19 protein-coding genes and 1 pseudogene are annotated in these 17,557 nt (G+C 61.3%); 5 read left to right on the top strand and 15 right to left on the bottom strand.

Features of this window, described 5'->3' with window-relative positions:
• Positions 1-62: 62 nt before the first annotated feature.
• Positions 63-959, bottom strand: coding sequence for a site-specific tyrosine recombinase XerD (xerD, locus tag FFS12_RS00525; protein ID WP_137885051.1), 897 nt, complete (start codon positions 957-959; stop codon positions 63-65).
• A 206-nt stretch (positions 960-1,165) separates the two neighbouring features.
• On the opposite strand from xerD, the gene FFS12_RS00520 reads away from it, so the two are divergent.
• Positions 1,166-1,843, top strand: a complete 678-nt coding sequence (locus FFS12_RS00520) for a hypothetical protein (RefSeq protein ID WP_137885050.1) — start codon at positions 1,166-1,168, stop codon at positions 1,841-1,843.
• A gap of 43 nt (positions 1,844-1,886) precedes the next feature.
• On the opposite strand, the gene FFS12_RS00515 is transcribed toward FFS12_RS00520, so the two are convergent.
• From FFS12_RS00515 to ffh, 6 genes are all read right to left on the bottom strand, one after another.
• Positions 1,887-2,318: an acyl-CoA thioesterase gene (locus FFS12_RS00515; RefSeq protein ID WP_137885049.1), complete on the bottom strand. Its 432-nt coding sequence runs from the start codon at positions 2,316-2,318 to the stop codon at positions 1,887-1,889.
• Between the two features lie 169 nt (positions 2,319-2,487).
• On the bottom strand, positions 2,488-2,838 hold the full coding sequence (gene rplS / locus FFS12_RS00510) for a 50S ribosomal protein L19 (protein WP_137885048.1): 351 nt from the start codon (positions 2,836-2,838) through the stop codon (positions 2,488-2,490).
• A 42-nt stretch (positions 2,839-2,880) separates the two neighbouring features.
• On the bottom strand, positions 2,881-3,633 hold the full coding sequence (gene trmD / locus FFS12_RS00505) for a tRNA (guanosine(37)-N1)-methyltransferase TrmD (RefSeq protein ID WP_137885047.1): 753 nt from the start codon (positions 3,631-3,633) through the stop codon (positions 2,881-2,883).
• A gap of 20 nt (positions 3,634-3,653) precedes the next feature.
• Positions 3,654-4,190 carry a ribosome maturation factor RimM gene (gene rimM / locus FFS12_RS00500; protein WP_137885046.1) on the bottom strand — a complete coding sequence of 179 codons (537 nt, stop codon included), beginning with the start codon at positions 4,188-4,190 and terminating at the stop codon, positions 3,654-3,656.
• Between the two features lie 5 nt (positions 4,191-4,195).
• The gene (gene rpsP / locus FFS12_RS00495; RefSeq protein WP_119955922.1) at positions 4,196-4,447 is read right to left on the bottom strand and encodes a 30S ribosomal protein S16; all 252 of its coding nucleotides are present in this window, start codon (positions 4,445-4,447) and stop codon (positions 4,196-4,198) included.
• 277 nt (positions 4,448-4,724) lie between these two features.
• The gene (ffh, locus tag FFS12_RS00490; RefSeq protein WP_137885045.1) at positions 4,725-6,098 is read right to left on the bottom strand and encodes a signal recognition particle protein; all 1,374 of its coding nucleotides are present in this window, start codon (positions 6,096-6,098) and stop codon (positions 4,725-4,727) included.
• A gap of 157 nt (positions 6,099-6,255) precedes the next feature.
• Between ffh and FFS12_RS00485 the strand changes: the two genes are divergently transcribed.
• Positions 6,256-7,056, top strand: coding sequence for an inner membrane protein YpjD (locus tag FFS12_RS00485; RefSeq protein WP_137885044.1), 801 nt, complete (start codon positions 6,256-6,258; stop codon positions 7,054-7,056).
• A 276-nt stretch (positions 7,057-7,332) separates the two neighbouring features.
• Positions 7,333-8,625: an HlyC/CorC family transporter gene (locus tag FFS12_RS00480; protein ID WP_137885043.1), complete on the top strand. Its 1,293-nt coding sequence runs from the start codon at positions 7,333-7,335 to the stop codon at positions 8,623-8,625.
• Positions 8,626-8,682: 57 nt separating this feature from the next.
• On the opposite strand, the pseudogene FFS12_RS20400 reads toward FFS12_RS00480, so the two are convergent.
• The 5 genes and pseudogenes from FFS12_RS20400 to FFS12_RS00455 all read right to left on the bottom strand — a co-directional run.
• A pseudogene (locus FFS12_RS20400) lies at positions 8,683-8,902 on the bottom strand (hypothetical protein); the annotation flags it as partial.
• Complete coding sequence (gene purT / locus FFS12_RS00470) at positions 8,835-10,016, bottom strand: formate-dependent phosphoribosylglycinamide formyltransferase (RefSeq protein WP_137885042.1); 1,182 nt, start codon at positions 10,014-10,016, stop codon at positions 8,835-8,837. The gene purT and the pseudogene FFS12_RS20400, both read right to left, overlap by 68 nt.
• 33 nt (positions 10,017-10,049) lie before the next feature.
• Complete coding sequence (locus FFS12_RS00465; protein ID WP_171011786.1) at positions 10,050-10,259, bottom strand: DUF1289 domain-containing protein; 210 nt, start codon at positions 10,257-10,259, stop codon at positions 10,050-10,052.
• A complete protein-coding gene (locus FFS12_RS00460) occupies positions 10,259-10,783 on the bottom strand; it encodes a gamma carbonic anhydrase family protein (RefSeq protein ID WP_137885040.1) in 525 nt (174 codons plus the stop codon). The genes FFS12_RS00465 and FFS12_RS00460 overlap by 1 nt, the downstream gene beginning before the upstream one ends.
• 26 nt (positions 10,784-10,809) lie before the next feature.
• Positions 10,810-11,412 carry a CoA pyrophosphatase gene (locus tag FFS12_RS00455; protein WP_137819581.1) on the bottom strand — a complete coding sequence of 201 codons (603 nt, stop codon included), beginning with the start codon at positions 11,410-11,412 and terminating at the stop codon, positions 10,810-10,812.
• Positions 11,413-11,582: 170 nt separating this feature from the next.
• On the opposite strand from FFS12_RS00455, the gene FFS12_RS00450 reads away from it, so the two are divergent.
• Entirely contained in the window at positions 11,583-12,137 is a 555-nt protein-coding gene (locus FFS12_RS00450) for an NUDIX hydrolase (protein ID WP_137819513.1), read from the top strand.
• Between the two features lie 38 nt (positions 12,138-12,175).
• The gene (locus FFS12_RS00445; RefSeq protein WP_137885039.1) at positions 12,176-12,679 is read left to right on the top strand and encodes a murein L,D-transpeptidase family protein; all 504 of its coding nucleotides are present in this window, start codon (positions 12,176-12,178) and stop codon (positions 12,677-12,679) included.
• Between the two features lie 99 nt (positions 12,680-12,778).
• Here the strand turns inward: FFS12_RS00445 and FFS12_RS00440 are convergent, their stop codons facing one another.
• From FFS12_RS00440 to purL, 3 genes are all read right to left on the bottom strand, one after another.
• Positions 12,779-13,096 (bottom strand): YqfO family protein, encoded by a 318-nt coding sequence (locus FFS12_RS00440; RefSeq protein ID WP_137819515.1) that lies wholly within the window; start codon positions 13,094-13,096, stop codon positions 12,779-12,781.
• A 173-nt stretch (positions 13,097-13,269) separates the two neighbouring features.
• On the bottom strand, positions 13,270-13,362 hold the full coding sequence (locus FFS12_RS20065; RefSeq protein WP_256657271.1) for a CDGSH iron-sulfur domain-containing protein: 93 nt from the start codon (positions 13,360-13,362) through the stop codon (positions 13,270-13,272).
• A gap of 179 nt (positions 13,363-13,541) precedes the next feature.
• The gene (purL, locus tag FFS12_RS00430) at positions 13,542-17,438 is read right to left on the bottom strand and encodes a phosphoribosylformylglycinamidine synthase (protein WP_137885038.1); all 3,897 of its coding nucleotides are present in this window, start codon (positions 17,436-17,438) and stop codon (positions 13,542-13,544) included.
• Positions 17,439-17,557: the final 119 nt, after the last annotated feature.

Below are 17,557 nucleotides of genomic sequence, written 5' to 3'. Positions count from 1 at the left end.
CAGTGGACGAAGCCTACCATAGAAGCCTTTGCAGGCCGACCGCAGCAGGTCGGACGGGCGTCTCAGCCGCGTGGGTGGTGTTGCGCGTGCAACTCCTGCAGGCGTGCCCGGGCGACGTGGGTGTAGATCTGCGTGGTCGACAGATCGCTGTGGCCGAGCAGCATCTGCACCACGCGCAAGTCGGCGCCATGATTGAGCAGGTGCGTGGCGAAGGCATGCCGTAAGGTGTGCGGCGACAGCGATTTAGCGATCCCGGCGACCTTGGCCTGATGCTTGATCCGATACCAGAAAGTCTGTCGGGTCATCTGCTCGCCTCGCTGGCTGGGGAACAGCACATCGCTCGGCTTGCCATCCAGCAGAAAGGGCCGCGCCTCGCGCACATAGCGCTCGACCCAGACGATCGCCTCTTCGCCCAGCGGCACCAGCCGCTCCTTGCTGCCCTTGCCAAACACCCGCAGCACCCCTTGGCGCAAGTTGACCTGCTCCAGAGTCAGACTGATCAGCTCAGTCACCCGCAAGCCGCAGGCGTAAAGCACTTCGAGCATGGCACGGTCGCGTAGACCGATCGGCTCGCCCCAGTCCGGCGCCGCCAGCAGCGCTTCGACATCGGCCTCGGATAAGGATTTAGGCAGCGGCCGCCCCAGTTGCGGCATTTCCACCTGCAAGGTCGGATCGCTCGCGATCAGGTTTTCCCGCAGGAGAAAACGGTAGAAGCCGCGCAACCCGGAGAGAAAGCGCGCAGTAGAACGCGCCACATAGCCGGCATTCAGACGCCAGGCCAGGTGATCGAGGATCACTTCGCGGCCGGCAGCCGGCAATTGCAGGCCACGCTCCTGCAACCAGCCGTTGAAGTGCGCGAGGTCGCTGCGATAGGCCGAACGGGTATGTTCTGACAGACCCTTCTCCAGCCATAGGGCATCGAGAAAGTGGTCGATCAGGGGATGGTCGATAACAGGCATGCGAACCAGACGGCGGCATTCGGTTTGCTAGTCTTTCATACCCCGCTAGCCTTATGCCAGGGCGCCGAGTGGAATGGAAACAACCTGGGTAACAGCGCTCAGCCCCAAACGTGGCAAGGCTCGTCACCCTACCCCTGGGTGGGTGACAGCCATCTGCCGCGGGATCGTGACTGCATCACGCCACTACAACTGGATGGACCCATCCCATGCCCAATCAACAGCGCTCACGTCTTGGTCAGATCCTGCTCAACAAGGGACTGATCAGCCCCGCCCAACTGGAGGGGGCCATTCAACTGCAACTCACCAGCCACAAGCGCCTCGGTGAGATTCTGCTCGAACAAGGTCTGCTGACCGAGCGGCAGCTGACTAAAGCCCTGAAGAAACAAAGCAATCTACGCATCGCCGCCACGCTAGTCGCCGCCCTGCTCAGCCCTTTCCAAATGGCCAGCGCGGATATTCATCGCCAACCACCCAGCAGCATCAGCCGCCAGGAGATCCCGCGCGGTTTGCAACCCTTGAGCGACCTGGAGATGAGTGATGTCAGCGCCCAAGGCTTGGACGCTGTCTTGCCGGGCTTGTTTATGCAGGCCGAAAGCGGCGACGGACTTGGCACCGTCAGCCAATTGGCCAAGCTGGTGATGCCGGTGCTGAATAGCCTGGAAGCGGAAACCTCGATGGCTGATGTGCGCTACGACACCAGCAAACTCACGTCGATCATCAATGCGGATGGCTCGCTGAATGTGCGCCTGCCCAGCTCCATCGGTGAGTTGCGCTTCGACAATATCCGCATAGCCGGCGCCCCCCAGGGGCAGAGCTTCGGCAACCTGAGCCTGCAGGACATCGACTTGTCACAGGCCTCGCTGAAGATCAGCCTGCGGCCCTGAAGCCTGCTTTACTCCCTCTCCCTTTAGGGAGAGGGAAACCCCCTCAAGCCGCCACGCTGGGCTGCGCCGCTGGCTCCGGCAGCACCGGCACCGGCTTCTTCTCTTCATCGATGGCAACGAAGCTGAACAGACCACCGATGGCCTTTTCGCGGCCGTCACTGGACATACTCTCGACGAACACCTCGACCTCGACCTTGAGGCTGGTATTGCCGACCTTCGCCACCCGGCCAACCAGCTCGACGATGGAGCCGGCGGGGATCGGATGCTTGAAATCGATGCGGTCGGAGGACACCGTTACCAACGGCAGACGGCAAAACCGCGTGGCGGTGATAAACGACACTTCATCCATCCAGGCCAGCGCGGTGCCACCGAACAAGGTGTTGTGATGGTTGGTGGTCGGCGGGAAGACCGCCTTGGTGACGCGGGTTTCCGACAGCTCAGTACGCCGAAGGATTTCTTGCTCTCTGGAGGTCATGCCACTACTACCTGAATGAATCACTGTGGCCGCCACTGTGCTGCGGATATTGTCGTTGTTATGCGCTGCCGCCCGGGCAGGTATTACTCACTGGGAAACATGCCTTTGGCAAACCCCAGGCAAGAAAAAAGCAGCCCTTGGGCTGCTTTTTTCGCAAAGAAAACTGGGATTAAACCAGTTTTTCCTTGATACGCGCTGCCTTGCCGGACAGGTCGCGCAGGTAGTAAAGCTTGGCTTTACGTACGTCACCGCGACGCTTCACAGCCAGGCTATCGACCAGCGGGCTGTAGGTCTGGAAGGTACGTTCTACGCCAACACCGTTGGAGATTTTACGAACGGTGAAAGCACTGTTCACACCACGGTTACGCTTGGCGATTACCACGCCTTCGAACGCTTGCAGACGCGAACGATCGCCTTCTTTCACTTTAACCTGAACGACTACGGTGTCGCCCGGAGCAAAAGGAGGAATCACTTTGCTCATCTGCTCTGCTTCGAGTTGCAGAATAATTTTATTAGTCATGCTGTGCTCCTAAGACAAACCAACTGGTTTGCCATCGATACGTTAACTATCGTCCCGTTGCCGGAGATACTCCGCCAACAGCTTTTTCTCTTCTCCAGAAAGCGAGCGGCTTTCCAGAAGATCGGCGCGCCGTTCACTAGTCCGACCAAGGGACTGCTGCAAACGCCAACGCCGGATATGTGCGTGATTGCCACTCAGCAACACGTCGGGAACGCGCTTATCCGCATACACCTCCGGTCGGGTGTAGTGCGGGCAGTCGAGCAAGCCATCCATAAAGGAGTCTTCCTCGGCCGAATCCGCATGACCCAATGCACCGGGCAGCAGACGCGTCACCGCATCGATCAGAACCATCGCCGGCAGCTCGCCACCGGAAAGTACATAGTCACCAATCGACCACTCTTCATCGACATGCGCTTCAATGAAACGCTCATCGATGCCTTCATAACGCCCGGCGATGAGGATCAGAGCCTCCTCTTTCGCCAGTTCGCGGACCGCCGACTGCTTCAGTTGACGGCCTTGCGGCGACAGGTAAATCACCTTCGCCTTCTCTCCGGCGGCCTGCTTGGCATCCGCCAAAGCGCCTTCCAGAGGCTTGATCTTCATCACCATGCCCGGACCGCCACCGAAAGGCCGATCATCCACCGTCTGGTGGCGATCTTCGGTGTAGCTCCGTGGATTCCAGCAGGTCAGCTGTAATAGCCCCTGTTTCACCGCGCGGCTGGTAATGCCGTATTCGCTGATGGCAGCAAACATTTCCGGGAACAGACTGATGACTTCGACGCGCAGGCTAGCCATGATTCCTACTAACCAGTTGCTTAAAAGTCCGCATCCCAGTCAACCCGCATCTCGCCGGCCGCCAGATCAACCGTCAACACACAGTGCGCCGTGTAGGGCAGCAAGCGTTCACGATCATCCAGGCTGTCTGCGCAGGGCTTGACCACCATCACATCATTAGCGCCAGTTTCCAGCAGGTGATCGATGCGCCCGAGCAATTGCCCGGTCTGGTCGATGACCTTCAAACCTTTCAGCTGGTACCAGTAGTACTCGCCGTCGGTCAGATCTGGGAGCAAGCTGCGGAGCACACAAATTTCGAAACCCGCGAGAAGGCGTGCCTCTTCACGGTCATCGAGCCCCTTCAGCTTTGCCACGAGGACCTTGTTCTGCAAGCGTCCACTGGCCAGCTCAACCTGTCGAACCTCGCCGTCACGCCTAAGCGTCCAGCGCTGGTAATCCAGCAGGTTGTCAATCGGATCGGTAAAGGAAAAGACCTTCACCTCGCCGCGAACACCGTGCACCGAAACAATCTTACCGATGACGATCAAATCATCGGCGGGAGCTGGCGTCGCGTTCATGCTGCTTAGGCTGCTGCCTTAGCGGCATCCTTGAGCAGCTGAGCAACGCGCTCAGACGGCTGTGCGCCCTGGCCGAGCCAGTAGGTAGCGCGCTCTTGATCAACGGACAGACGCACTTCACCACCAGCGGCAACCGGGTTGAAGAAGCCAATACGCTCAACGAAACGACCGTCGCGCGCATTGCGGCTGTCGGTCACGGTCAGGTGGTAAAACGGGCGCTTCTTGGAGCCGCCACGGGCAAGACGGATGGTTACCATGTGAACATCGTTCCTGTAGTCGGTGCTGCAAAACTAAAAATGCATGCTGGGCACTAGGCCCGAAAGGCCGCATATTCTAAGGATTATCAGGCTTTTTGCAAATCTCTTTTTCAGCCGCGTATCGACAGCCCCCCTTAGAACCTGATCAAGATCGTCGCGAGCGCAGGTCAGGCAAGGCGAAAACAGGCGAGGACGCGGAGTTTACGAGTTGTAAATGAGCAGTCCGAGCCTGTTTTCAACGCAGCATGGCCAAGCGCAGCAGATATTGAACAGGTTCTTACATCTTCGGCATGCCGCCAGGAAGCATCCCGCCCATGCCGCGCATCATCTTGGCCATACCGCCCTTGGCGGTGACCTTTTTCATCATTTTCTGCATCTGTTTGTGCTGCTTGATCAGCCGCCCAATGTCTTGCACTTGAGTACCGGAACCCATGGCGATGCGGCGCTTACGCGAACCGCTGATCACATCCGGGTCACGCCGCTCGCCAGGGGTCATCGAGTTGATGATGGCCTCCATCTGCTTGAACTGCTTCTCCGCCGCGCCCTGGGCATTACCCATTTGCGCCAGGTTGACCCCACCGATATTCGGCAGCTTGTCCATCAGTCCACCGAGGCCGCCCATGCTTTTCATCTGCTGCAGCTGATCGCGGAAGTCTTCCAGATCGAAGCCTTTGCCTTTCTTCAGCTTCTTCGCCAGCTTGTCGGCTTTTTCACGATCGAGGTTCTGCTCGGCCTGCTCGATCAGGCTGAGCACATCGCCCATGCCGAGGATGCGCGAAGCGATACGATCGGGATGGAAGGGTTCAAGCGCGTCGCTCTTCTCGCCCATACCGATGAATTTGATCGGCTTGCCGGTAATCGCCCGCACCGACAGGGCTGCGCCGCCACGAGCATCACCGTCGACCTTGGTCAGCACTACGCCGGTCAGCGGCAGTGCATCGCCGAAGGCTTTGGCGGTGTTGGCCGCGTCCTGCCCGGTCATGGCGTCCACCACGAACAAGGTCTCGATCGGCTTGATCGCGGCGTGAACCGCCTGAATTTCGGCCATCATTTCGGCATCGATATGCAGACGACCGGCGGTATCGACGAGCACCACATCGATGAACTTGAGCTTGGCTTCCCTGATCGCCGCCTCGGCGATAGCCACCGGCTTCTGGCTAAGATCCGAGGGGAAGAAGGTCACGCCAATATCGGCAGCCAAGGTTTCCAGCTGCTTGATCGCCGCCGGGCGGTAAACGTCCGCCGAGACCACCATCACCGTCTTTTTTTTGCGCTCTTTCAGAAAGCGCGCCAGCTTGCCGACCGTGGTGGTCTTACCCGCACCCTGCAGGCCCGCCATCAGCACGACCGCAGGTGGCGTTGTGTTCAGCAGCAGATCTTCGTTGGCCGCACCCATCAGCTCTTCGAGCTCGGCGCGGACGATCTTCACGAAGGCCTGCCCCGGCGTCAGGCTTTTCGATACTTCTGTGCCGACTGCGCGGTCTTTGACCTTATTGACGAAGTCTTTGACCACCGGCAACGCGACGTCGGCTTCGAGCAAGGCCATGCGCACTTCGCGCAAGGTGTCCTTGATATTGTCCTCAGTCAGCTTGGCCTTGCCAGTGACATGGCGCAGGGTCTGGGAGAGGCGGTCGGTAAGATTTTCGAACATGCGCGTTCCTTTCAGGCTCTCTAGAGCCGAGGTTGAGCTTGTGGCAAGCGGCAGATTATAACCAAGACTCAGCAACGCCGACACCGCCAGCGGTCTTTCGTGAAATGGCGGTTTTATGCCACACTCACGCCCTTTCGGGCTCGCCTTACAAGGATTTATGCACCCTCTGCTGCCCAGCCTCGCTGCCGCCTGCCTATATGCCGGCGCCACGGCCTACCAAGGTCTTCGCCTGTCTCAGCGCGTAGCGCCGGACAAACGTTTGCTGACCCTGCTCGGCGTCCTCGCCCTGCTCGCCCATGGCTTCAGCCTGTTTATCCAGCTGATCACCCCGGCAGGTCTCAACCTCGATTTCTTCAGTGCCGCTAGCCTGATCACCGCCGCGGTGATCCTCTTGACGCTGCTGGCGTGCACGCGGATTCCAGTGGAAAACCTGCTCCTGCTTCTGTTCCCGCTGGGCTGTTTAACCGTTTTGCTAGCGCTCTTCGTTCCAGCCGGCACGGTGCAAGTGATCGACGAGGAGCCCGGCATCCTCGCGCATATCCTCTTGTCGATCCTGGCTTACGGCATGCTCACCATCGCCGCGTTCCAGTCGTTGCTGTTGCTGCTGCAGGATCACCAACTGAAAAATAAACACCCGTCTGGCCTGAGCAAAAACTTCCCGCCGCTGCAAACCATGGAAAGCCTGCTGTTCGGCTTTCTCTGGGCCGGCTGGGGGCTGCTGTCGCTGTCGCTGCTGTCCGGCTGGCTATTCCTCGAAGACCTGTTCGCCCAGCATCTGGCACACAAAACCTTGCTCGCCTGCGTGGCCTGGGTGATTTTTGCCGTGCTGCTGTGGGGCCGGCATCAGCGCGGCTGGCGCGGACACCAGGCCATTCGCTGGACGCTGGCCGGCTTCTGCCTGCTGATGCTGGCGTATTTCGGCAGCAAGCTAGTACGCGAATTCATTCTGCACATCTAGGCTCTGTTGACGTAAGCGAGCATGCCGCGACGGAGGCCGTTTTGCCGCAGGGCAAGGCGCGAGGAGAGAAGTTTGGTTATTCCAAATGAACGACGAGTAACGCAGCCCTGCGGCAAAACGGCACCGTCCCTTCGGGTTGCGCATCAAAGCTCGCCATGTGTCGTTGCAGGCCTTGCCAAGGGAGTGACCATTGCCGGCGGCCCGCGCCTAGCCTGGCGAGCTTTGATGCGGCAACGCGGCGCGTTCGCTTACGTCAACAGAGCCTAGTAGCCGCCTGTGTACGATTTAAATCCTGCGTTCCTGATTGGCTTGCTGGTCTTCCTGATTGCCTGTTCGGCGTTTTTCTCCAGCGCCGAAACCGGCATGCTCAGCCTCAACCGCTACCGCCTGCGGAGTTTGGCCAAGCAAGGGCATCGCGGCGCCAAGCGTGCCAGCACCTTGCTGAATCGCCCGGATCGCCTGCTCGGGATCATTTTGGTCGGCAACACCTTCGTCAACATTTCCGCCGCTGCGATCGCCACCGCGCTGGCCATGCAGTTGTGGGGCGAAGTCGGTATCGCGATTGCTACGGTGGCGCTCACTATCGTCCTGCTGATCTTCGGTGAGATCGCCCCGAAAACGCTGGCCATCCTGCGCCCGGAAGCGGTCGCCTATCCTTCCAGCCTGCCGCTGATGCTGCTCTTGAAGATCCTTTCGCCGCTGGTGTGGCTACTCAATGGCGTGAGTATTGGCCTGCTCAAGCTATTGGGTGTCGACACGACCAGCAAACCTAATGACGGCCTGAGCACCGAGGAGTTGCGCAGCGTGGTGCGCGAATCCAGTCAGGAGTTGCCGCAGAGCCGCCAGAGCATGCTGCTCGGCATTCTCGACCTGGAAACCGTCACGGTGAACGACATCATGATCCCGCGCAACGAAGTCGCCGGGATCGACCTGGAAGACCCCCTGGAAGACATCATTACCCAGCTGCGCACCACGCCCCACACGCGCTTGCCGGTGTTTCGCAACGACATCAACCAGATCGAAGGCGTGGTCCATATGCGCCAGATCGCCCGCCTCCTGACCCACGACCAGTTGACTAAAGAAGCGCTCAGCCAAGCCAGCCACGAGCCCTATTTCGTCCCGGAAAGCACGCCGCTGTCGACCCAGTTGGTCAATTTCCAGAAGCACAAGCGGCGCATCGGCATAGTCGTCGACGAGTATGGCGACGTACTCGGCATCGTCACCCTGGAGGATATCCTCGAAGAGATCGTCGGCGACTTCAGCAATCAGGACGCCCTGCGCAGCCCGGATATTCATCCGCAGGACGACGGTACCCAGGTCATCGACGGCGCCGCCTATATCCGCGAAGTGAACAAGGCGCTGGGCTGGAGCCTGCCCTGTGACGGCCCCAAGACCCTCAACGGCCTGATCACCGAGGCCCTGGAAAGCATTCCGGACAGTGCCGTGTGCCTGAAGATCGGCCCTTACCGCTTGGAAATCCTGCAGTCCACGGACAATAGGGTGAAGAGCGTGCGGGTCTGGCGGCCCACGCCAATCGCCCAGTCCCGACCGCACAGCGAATCAGACTGAAATCGGGCTTGCCGAGCCTGACGCGCACAGCCTCATAGTCGTGTCGCGCTTACCCCGCCGCTCAGCCAGAGCGCTCGCCAGCTGCCCCGCCAAGGCAAAGTCCAGACAAGAAGCGCCACCCCCCGCTACCGTCGACTCGCCGAACAGCAACAGACGCAACGGCGCAGCTGGGAACGCGACCGCCCACCAGGCCCAGCCGCGCCAAGGCCTCAAAACGCAACTGCCACCGCCTGCGCCGCGCGAGTCGCCTTGGCCCGGGCGGCCTCGATCGACTCATCACGCGCGAGGGCTACGCCCATGCGGCGCTGGCCGTTGACCTCGGGCTTACCGAACAGACGCAGCGCGGTATCCGGCTCGCTCAGGGCGGCGCCCAGGTTGGCGAAACTGGTTTGCCTCGATTGGCCTTCGACCAGCACCACCGCAGAAGCCGAGGGCCCGAGCTGACGAATCGCCGGAATCGGCAGGCCCAGAATGGCTCGGGCATGCAGGGCAAATTCGGAGAGATCCTGGGAAATCAGCGTCACCAGCCCGGTATCGTGCGGGCGGGGCGAAATTTCGCAGAACCACACCCGATCACCCTTAACGAACAGTTCGACGCCGAACAAGCCTCGCCCACCCAGCGACCCGGTGACGGCCAGGGCAATCCGCTCGGCCTCGGCCCGCGCCTTCGGACTCATCGCCTGCGGCTGCCAGGACTCCTGATAATCGCCCTTGGCCTGGCGATGGCCGACCGGCTGACAGAAGGTGGTACCGCCGACATGCCGCACGGTGAGCAAGGCAATCTCGTAGTCGAAGTCGATAAAACCCTCGACTATCACCCGCCCCTTGCCCGCGCGACCACCGGCCTGGGCGTAATCCCAAGCGGTTTGCAGATCATCCAGGCTTTTCAGCAGCGACTGGCCCTTGCCCGAGGAGCTCATGATCGGCTTGATCAGGCACGGAAAGCCCAGCGCCTCAACCGCCGCCTGACACTCTTGGAACGAGTCGGCAAAGCGGTAAGGCGAAGTCGGCAGGCCCAGCTCTTCCGCCGCCAGCCGGCGAATACCTTCACGATTCATGGTCAATTGCGCCGCACGCGCCGTGGGAATCACGGTGAAACCTTCGGCCTCCAGCTCGGCCAGGGTGGCGGTGGCAATGGCTTCGATTTCCGGAACTATGTAGTGCGGCTGCTCCAGCTCGATCACCGCACGCAGCGCCGCCCCGTCGAGCATGTCGATGACATGGCTGCGGTGCGCCACCTGCATGGCCGGCGCATTGGCATAACGGTCGACGGCAATCACTTCAACGCCCAGGCGCTGCAACTCGATCACCACTTCCTTGCCCAACTCGCCAGAGCCACAGAGCAAGACGCGCGTCGCACTCGGCGACAAAGGGGTTCCGATACGGGGCATGGGAGCATCCTTAGACATGAAAGGGGTCGGCAATCAAAGAGGTTTTGTCGGCTCAAGCAACAACTGGCCATTGGCGCGGGCGCGCTCCAGGCAGCGGCTTAGCACGTGACGCCGCTCGCGGTTATCCATGCGGTTCCAGCGGGTGATTTCATCCACGTTGCGCTGGCAGCCGATACAAATATCCGCCTCGTCCAGCGCACAGACACTCACGCAAGGCGAGGCCACTGGGCGCTCGACGGCCATCAAGCGTCCTGCTCGGCCAGATCGCGGGCGTAGCGCTGGGCGTTATGCACGTAGTGCGTGGCGCTGGCTTCGAGCATTTTTTTCTGCGCCTCGGTCAGCTCGCGTACCACCTTACCCGGCGAGCCCATCACCAGAGAGCCGTCCGGGATCTCCTTGCCTTCGCCAATCAAGGCGTTAGCACCGATGATGCAGTACTTGCCGATCTTGGCGCCGTTGAGCACCACGGCGTTGATCCCAATCAGGCTGTAATCGCCGACCGAGCAACCATGCAGCATGGCGTTATGGCCGATGGTCACACCCTTGCCGATGGACAGCGGATAGCCCATGTCGGTGTGCATCACCGCCCCGTCCTGCACGTTGCTGTTCTCGCCGATATGGATCAGTTCGTTATCGCCACGCAGCACCGCGCCGAACCAGACGCTAGCCCCCGGCTCCAGCTTGACCTTGCCAACCAGGGTGGCATTCGGCGCAGCCCAGCTGTCCGGATGTACCTCGACACTCGACTGCCCCAGGCGATATTTCATGCTGTCGTCCTCAAAACTGCGACCCTTCAGCCCAACTTGATAAAGGATTCGGAAGGCTGATGCAGGGCGATCCCGGCGTCGTAAAGCAGATTGACCAGCTCCACCACCATGATCGCGGTCAGCCCCCAGATTTTATATTCACCGTAACGATAACTCGGCACATACCAACTGTGTCCGAGGTAGTCGATGCGGTGGGTCATCTCCCGCGGATCGTCGCGAAAGAACGCCAGCGGCACAGTGAAGACCGAGGCGATCTCGCCATCGTTGGCCTGGTACTCGACGTAATCGGGGACGACGCCGACATAAGGCGTGACCCGAATGCCGTGCCGCGACACCAGGCTACTGAGCGGACCAATCACTTCGACCAACCCCGCCGGCAGACCGATCTCCTCCTGCGCCTCACGCAGCGCGGTGTGGATCAGATCGCGATCTTCCGGGTCACGCCGCCCACCCGGAAAGGCGACTTCGCCACCGTGGGTCGACAGACCACTGGCGCGCAAAGTCAGCACCAGTTCCGGCGCATCGCTGCGGGTGATGGGCACCAGCACCGCCGCCTCTGGGAAGCTATGGTCGGTCTCCAGAACGCGCGGCGTATAGCTGCGCACCCGTTGGAGTAGCTCATCGAGCATGGGCATTCTCGGTCTCTTGTTCTGCCCGGCATCATGGCATGAAAGAACCGGCACGCCCAAGCCCTGCGCCACCCGGTCGCAGCATTCAAGCGCTTGACTTTGCCCCCTCGACAACTTGCCGCCAAGGCCACGCGCGCGCCAAGATAAGCGATGAACACAGAGGATCCGGCATGAAATTTTGTAGCCAGTGCGGCAGCCCCGTGACGCAGCGCATTCCGGAGGGCGATGACCGCCCACGCTTCGTCTGTGCAGAGTGCCAGACCATCCATTACCAGAATCCGCGAATCGTCGCCGGCTGCGTGCCGGTGTGGGGCGAGCAAGTACTACTCTGCCGCCGCGCGATTGAGCCGCGCCGGGGCTACTGGACGCTCCCCGCCGGGTTTATGGAGAACGGCGAAACCATGCAGCAAGCTGCCGCCCGGGAAACGCTGGAAGAGGCCTGCGCCCGCGTGCAAGGGCTGAGCCTCTACACCCTGTTCGATCTGCCACATATCAGCCAGGTGTATGTGTTTTTCCGCGCCGAGCTGGTCGACCTGGACTTTGCCGTCGGCGCTGAAAGTTTGGAGGTGAAATTGTTCCACGAACGCGACATCCCTTGGTCAGAGCTGGCTTTCCCGACGGTGGGCCGTACCTTAGAATGCTTCTTTGCCGACCGGGTAGCGCAGACCTACCCCGTGCGCAATGAGCCTATTGAGGCCTTGCGCGCGCACTACAAGAAAACCTGACCGCCATGGCGGCTCCGAAGACCTGGGATATAGCTCCGATGCGCTGGTTGTTAGCGGTTCTCTGTTTATCTTTTGCTGCTTTATCTCACGCCAATGCCGCGCCGACCCTCGATGGCAAAGCCGTGGACAAGGTTTTAGTGGTGAAGTCCGAGCGCAAACTGCTGCTGCTGGGCCGCGGCGAAGTACTGAAGGCCTATCGCGTGTCTCTCGGCAAACAACCCGAAGGCGCCAAACGGCGCGAGGGCGATCGCCGCACTCCGGAAGGCTTCTATTGGATCGACTGGCGCAAGAACAGTGACAAATACAACCTGGCCATGCACATCTCCTACCCCAATATCCGCGACCAGGCTAACGCGCGCAAAGAAGGGGTTCCGCCTGGCGGCATGATCATGATCCACGGCACACCACTGGATGAAGAATACCCGGAGTGGTATTTCCATACCCTGGATTGGACCGAAGGCTGTATCGCCATGAAGAACAGCGACATGCGGGAAATCTGGAGTCTGGTCAAAGATGGCACCCTGATCGAGATCCGCCCCTAGGGTGGGTGAAACCCACCATCCAGCACCATTGGTGGGTTCCCCCCTACATCGAACAGCAAAAAAGGCGCCCTCGAGCGCCTTTTTTTGCCTGCACCTAGTTCAGAAAACCAAGTCCGACAAGCGCCACACCTCGAATGCCGGCGTCTCGTAGGGATGCGCCATGCGCAACGCCTTCACCGCGCCGTGGATCAGCTCGTCAGCCACCACCAACTCGACTTTCCACTCCGCCACGTGCTCGACCAGACCGGCCTGACCGAGGAACGGCTGACTGCCCGCCAGCGGCCGGAACTGCCCTTGCCCAAGGGTCTGCCAACAGCAACTGTCATAGGCGCCGATATGCCCCGCGCCAGCGGCAAAAACAGCATTCTTAACAACGTCCAGATGGGTTTCCGGAACATAAAAACACAGTTTGTACATCAGGGTCTCCGCAGGGTAATGGCAGGGTGAACGGCAACCGACAAATAATGCTGCCTTGCCTTAATCCTACCAAGCGGCGCAGTTCACAAGTCTGCAATTGGACTCACCGACAGCCGCAGCGTTCAGCCAAGCATAGAGCGCTTAGCCATAAGCCGCCACGACCTAATACCCTTTTAGCCAGGGGCCAGCGGGTTGTGACTGCCATCGCAATACGGCAGACGCTTGGATTGGCCGCAGCGACAGGGCCATAGATGCTGCTCACGCACGCTCGGCAGGCTCAACCCCTGCGGGCAATCGGCAGAACAGTCCGGCAATTGCAGCAAGCGGCCGCGGGTAGACAGCCGTAAGGTCGCGCCCGGCTGAACCAGGCGCACCTCAGGAAGGATAGGGAGAACGGCGGGCGCTACAGACCGGCGGCTTGCGCCTGCCGGCGCCTGTTAACGGCTTAGTTCACCCAGACGCGAGCGTTGCGGAACATCCGCAGCCAGCCGCCATCTTCCTGCCACTCTTCCGGGCGCCAGGAGTTCTGTGCGGCGCGGAACACCCGCTCCGGGTGCGGCATCATGATGGTGACGCGGCCGTCGCGACTGGTCAGGCCGGTAATCCCGCGCGGCGAGCCGTTCGGGTTGGCCGGGTAGGTTTCGGTAACCTTGCCGTGGTTATCGATGAAGCGCAGGGACACGCAGCCGGACAGATCGGCCTCAAGCAAGGCCTCCTCGCTTTCAAACTCGGCATGCCCCTCGCCGTGAGCGATGGCGATCGGCATCCGCGAACCGGCCATACCGCGCAGGAAGATCGAGGCCGACTCCTGCACCTGCACCATCGCCACCCGCGCCTCGAACTGCTCGGAACGGTTACGCACGAAGTGCGGCCAGAACTCGCTGCCCGGGATCAGTTCGTGCAGATTGGAGAGCATCTGGCAGCCGTTGCACACCCCGAGGGTGAAGCTGTCTTTGCGCTCGAAAAACGCGCTGAACGCATCACGGGCGCGGCTATTGAACAGGATCGACTTGGCCCAGCCCTCACCGGCACCGAGCACGTCGCCGTAGGAGAAACCACCGCAGGCAACCAGGCCCTTGAACTCTTCCAGGCTCACCCGACCCGACAGAATGTCGCTCATGTGCACATCGATCGCGTTGAAGCCGGCGCGGTCGAAAGCCGCCGCCATTTCCACCTGGCCGTTAACACCTTGCTCACGCAAGACCGCAATCTGCGGACGGAGGTTTTTCTTGATAAAGGGCGCCGAGATGTCCTGGTTAACGTCGAAGCCAAGTTTGATGCTCAGGCCAGGATTGTCTTCGTCCAGCAGCCCATCGAACTCCTGCTCGGCACACTCGACGTTATCGCGCAGGCGCTGGATCTGGTAGCTGGTCTCAGCCCACTGACGCTGCAACAGACGACGCTGACCGGCGAATACCGGCTGGCCGTTGAAGCTGATAGCGACCTCAGCGTTATTCACCGGCTGACCGATCACCGCAACGCAATCACCCAGACCCGCCGCGCTGAATTGCGCCAGCACTTCCGGGGTCGAGTCCTGACGCACCTGAATCACCGCGCCGAGCTCTTCGTTGAACAGCACGGCAGCCAGCGCTTCGCGGTTGTCAGCCAACGCATCGAGATAGATGTTCAAACCGCAATGCCCGGCGAAGGCCATTTCCAGCACGCTGACCAGCAAGCCACCGTCGGAACGGTCATGGTAGGACAGCAGGTGGCCATCGGCATTCAAGCCCTGGATCACGGCGAAGAAGGCCTTGAGGTCTTCGGCATCGTCGACGTCCGGCGCCTGGCGGCCCAGTTGACCATGCACCTGAGCGAGGATCGAAGCGCCCATGCGGTTCTGCCCACGGCCCAGGTCGATCAGGATCAGATCCGTCACGCCCTTGTCCATTCGCAGTTGCGGGGTCAGGGTCTGGCGCACGTCGAGCACCGGGGCGAAGCCGGACACGATCAGCGACAACGGCGAGGTCACGCTCTTCTCCGTGCCGGCATCCGTCCAACGGGTCTTCATCGACATCGAGTCTTTGCCGACCGGGATGGTGATGCCCAGCTCCGGGCACAGCTGCATGCCGACCGCTTTGACGGTGTCGTAAAGACGTGCGTCTTCACCGGGGTGACCGGCGGCAGACATCCAGTTGGCCGACAGTTTGATGTCGGAAATCTTGCCGATTCGCGCCGCCGCGATATTGGTCAGCGTCTCGCCTATCGCCATGCGTCCGGACGCCGGGGCATCCAGCAGCGCCAGCGGCGTGCGCTCGCCCATGGCCATCGCCTCACCGCTATACACGTCGAAGCTGGTGGCGGTCACGGCGCAGTCGGCCACCGGCACCTGCCAGGGGCCGACCATCTGATCGCGCGCGACCAGACCGGTGATGGTGCGGTCGCCGATGGTGATCAGGAAGCTCTTGCTGGCCACGGCCGGGTGGCGCAGCACGCGCTCCACGGCCGTGTCGATGTCCAGGGTCGCGGCATCGAAGTCATCGCCCAACTCGGCTTCGCGGTTCGCCGACCGGTGCATGCGCGGCGCCTTGCCGAGCAGCACTTCGAGCGGCATGTCCACGGCGTTGTTGCCGAAATGGCTGTCGGCCACGGTCAGCTGCGGCTCTGCGAGGGCCTCGCCGACCACGGCAAACGGGCAACGCTCGCGCTCGCAGATCGCCTTGAAGCGCTCGAAGTCCGCCGCATCGACCGCCAACACGTAGCGTTCCTGGGATTCGTTGCACCAGATTTCCAGCGGGGCCATGCCCGGCTCGTCGTTGGGCACCGCGCGCAGCTCGAAGCGACCGCCACGGCCGGCATCGTTGACCAGCTCCGGGAAGGCGTTGGACAGACCACCGGCGCCGACGTCATGGATAAAGCTGATGGGGTTGTGCTCGCCGAGCTGCCAGCAACGGTCGATCACCTCCTGGCAGCGGCGCTCCATCTCCGGGTTCTCGCGCTGTACCGAGGCGAAGTCCAAGTCTGCCGAGCTGGTGCCGGTGGCCATCGAGGAGGCCGCACCGCCACCCAGGCCGATCAACATCGCCGGGCCGCCGAGCACGATCAGCTTGGAGCCCACGGTGATCTCGGCTTTCTGCACGTGTTCGGCGCGGATGTTGCCCATGCCGCCGGCCAGCATGATCGGCTTGTGGTAACCACGGACTTCTTCGCCGCGCGGGGTCGTGATCGCCTGTTCGAAGGTACGGAAGTAGCCGGTCAGTGCCGGGCGACCGAATTCGTTGTTGAACGCCGCGCCGCCGAGCGGGCCTTCGAGCATGATGTCCAGCGCCGTGACGATGCGCTCGGGCTTGCCGTACGGAGTTTCCCACGGCTGTTCGAAACCCGGAATCTGCAGGTTGGAGACGGTGAACCCGGTCAGGCCGGCTTTCGGCTTGGCCCCGCGCCCGGTGGCGCCCTCGTCGCGAATCTCACCACCGGAGCCGGTCGAGGCACCGGGGAACGGCGCGATGGCGGTCGGGTGGTTATGGGTTTCCACCTTCATCAGAATATGTACCGGCTCCTCGACCGCGCCGTACTGGCGAGTCTCTGGATTCGGGAAGAAACGTCCGGCGACCGAGCCTTCGATCACCGCAGCGTTGTCCTTATAAGCCGACAAGACCCCTTCACCGTGCATCTGGAAGGTGTTCTTGATCATGCCGAACAGGCTTTTTTCCTGATTCTCGCCGTCGATATCCCAGCTGGCATTGAAGATCTTGTGCCGGCAATGCTCGGAGTTGGCCTGGGCAAACATCATCAGTTCGATGTCGTGGGGGTTGCGCCCCAGGCCGGTGAAGCTGGTCACCAGATAGTCGATCTCGTCTTCCGCCAGGGCCAGGCCCAGCTCGACGTTGGCTTGCTCCAGCGCCGCGCGGCCGCCGCCGAGCACGTCGACCAGGGTCAACGGCTTGGGCTGGGCATGGCTGAACAGACCAGCCGCCTGTTCCAGGTTGCCCAGTACCAGCTGGGTCATGCGGTCATGCAGGCCGGCGGCGATCAGTTCGGCTTCAGCCTCGCTGAATTCACCGGTGACGTAGTAGGCGATCCCGCGCTCAAGCCGCTGAATCTTCGCCAGGCCGCAGTTGCGGGCGATATCGCTGGCCTTGCTCGACCAGGGCGAGATGGTGCCGAAACGCGGCAGCACCAAAAACAGTCGGCCGCTCGGCTCTTGTACCGGCACGCTGGGGCCGTACTTGAGCAGGCGGGCGAGCACTTTCTCTTCTTCACCGGTCAATACGCCGGTGACCTCGGCAAAGTGGGCAAATTCGGCATATACACCGCTAACAGCGGGGACCTTCTGGGTCAGTTGCTCGAGTAACTTGCCGTGGCGGAAGGCAGAAAGGGCAGGAGCGCCGCGCAGGATCAACATCTTCGGGACAGCCTCGGGAAGGGGGATGCTTTGAGGCCGTGCATTCTAGCGCAAACCGCCCGCCAAGGCACTCGCGACGGGCGCTCCGCCGGCACTTCAGCGCTAACAGAGAAGCACCC

Origin of the sequence: Pseudomonas sp. 2FE (assembly GCF_005503735.1) — a bacterium.
GTDB lineage: Bacteria > Pseudomonadota > Gammaproteobacteria > Pseudomonadales > Pseudomonadaceae > Aquipseudomonas.
Note: the sequence above shows the minus strand (reverse complement) of the source record. Positions and strands in the feature narration are given on the sequence as shown.